A 1,753-nucleotide genomic window follows, 5' to 3' on the forward strand; every position below is an offset into this window, starting at 1 on the left:
TCAGTGACCCTGCCGGTGACCAGTAGGTCCTGAGCGGTGAGTGGCAGGGTGAAAATTAGTAAAAGAAGGGTACAGCCAAAAATGCGCCGTAGCCTTGATGTTTTATGATTTTTTATCATAATTTTGTATTGGTTAAAGTGATACATTTATTTTAACTCTTAGCCTGCTCCAATGGTCGTCGAAAACTTGGGAGTGGACTTTTTAGTGCCGTTTTATGGTGTACGGCAATATTTTGTTTGTGTTATTTTCATTTCATAGGCAATAAGTTTTGTTTTTTAGGGAAGATGGGCTACTGCTTATTATCCAAATCTAACAGAGGCAATAGCCCTTTCCCAGAGACTAACATTGATTATTTACTATTTTACGCTATTTATAAAGGGTTACTGTTGTCATACGCATTTTGATTTTAAAATGTTAGTACTTTTTTGTAAAAGCCGTTTTCTGCTCCATATCTTAGGTAAAACCAAGAAACATTTGGAAAACGCTAAGATTGATGCTACTTTTAAGCTGTCGAATTTTAAAATAAGCACCAAACTGGGTTCTTCCAAAAAAGGAACCTGTGGCGGTTTTGAATTTTGTAATGTTTGGACATGGCGCCCTAATATTACAGCATCCTTTACGAGTATGATTTTTTGGAGCCATTTTCTTTTAAGGAATAGTAGTGGTAACTAATGGCTAGAAACAAAAAATCGTTCTCATAATTGAAATTATGGAACGAGTCTTTTATGTTGAATAATATAGGATGTACCCTATCTTCAACTTTTATCGAGGTACTGCTAAGAACCCATGACGAAGCATCCAATAGGGTGAACACCCCATATATTTTGAAATACAAATATACGAGGTTGAACTATCCCTACGGTCTCGCGTCATCATAAAATTTAGCAGTTTTTCGATAACAAGACTCTTTAGTAAAATAGTTTATATCAAGCTAGACATAAACAAATATATAAAACTTAAAAACAATACGCAAACATATATCTAATTAATTATATAAAAGCGACCAATATTTCAAATATGAATAATACTAATAACAGAAAGGGTAGGTTAAAATCTCCCAAATATAGAATTTTGATAGGCGCTGATTTACGTGAATTTAGGCAGAAATCGGGTTATTCATTAAGTGATGTTTCTGATATGACCGGTATACCTATAAATACAGTTATTGAGATGGAGCAGGGGGTAACTATCAATATTGATTACTATTTTGAATTTGCCAAAGCTGTAAGTTATCCATTTAGAACCTTACATAGTCTGAAAATTCCTTTGAAACCTGCTTATGAGCTATCTCAAGAAAAGAAAGCAAGAACTTTTTTAACGAGAAAGATAAGAAAAATCATTAACAATGAAGGCTTTTTGGGTGAAGGTAAAACAGTTGATGAGATAATAGATGAACTTGTCAGATTAAACTTGATTGAGCGTGAAAAAACTTCTTCAAAAGAGGTTTCTGGTGTGATGAGAAATTTAATTGAGGATAATACGGTTGAAGTTAAAGCTAAAATAAAAAGGAAAAATATTTATGTGAGATTTGATGGATAATCTGGCTATTGAGGTTTAAACTTGAGAAAAGAGAATTAACGGGCATCTTGATATCCACATCCCAGTTATTGAAATAAGTAATTTATTTTTTAAACTGGTTATTAAAAAAATAAATAGTAATGTTCAGGAAGAAGAAGGATAAACGATATAATAATTAGAGGGTGTACCGCAAACTGTGTCACAAAATTAATTTTATCATTTAAAAATGTAAATT

The 1,753-nt window shown here is 32.5% G+C and carries 2 protein-coding genes; one reads left to right on the forward strand and one right to left on the reverse strand.

The window, feature by feature from the left end:
- Positions 1-453: 453 nt before the first annotated feature.
- Positions 454-642: a hypothetical protein gene (locus VNJ50_RS12880; protein ID WP_325582556.1), complete on the reverse strand. Its 189-nt coding sequence runs from the start codon at positions 640-642 to the stop codon at positions 454-456.
- Between the two features lie 375 nt (positions 643-1,017).
- Between VNJ50_RS12880 and VNJ50_RS12885 the strand changes: the two genes are divergently transcribed.
- A complete protein-coding gene (locus tag VNJ50_RS12885; RefSeq protein ID WP_325582558.1) occupies positions 1,018-1,539 on the forward strand; it encodes a helix-turn-helix transcriptional regulator in 522 nt (173 codons plus the stop codon).
- Positions 1,540-1,753 lie beyond the last annotated feature (214 nt).

This window comes from Gelidibacter sp., from assembly GCF_035577925.1.
Taxonomy (GTDB): domain Bacteria; phylum Bacteroidota; class Bacteroidia; order Flavobacteriales; family Flavobacteriaceae; genus Gelidibacter.

Coding starts and splice junctions, on each gene's coding strand:
- VNJ50_RS12885 (WP_325582558.1), top strand. CDS start 1,018: ATGAATAATACTAATAACAGAAAGGGTAGGTTAAAATCTCCCAAATAT.
- VNJ50_RS12880 (WP_325582556.1), bottom strand. CDS start 642: ATGGCTCCAAAAAATCATACTCGTAAAGGATGCTGTAATATTAGGGCG.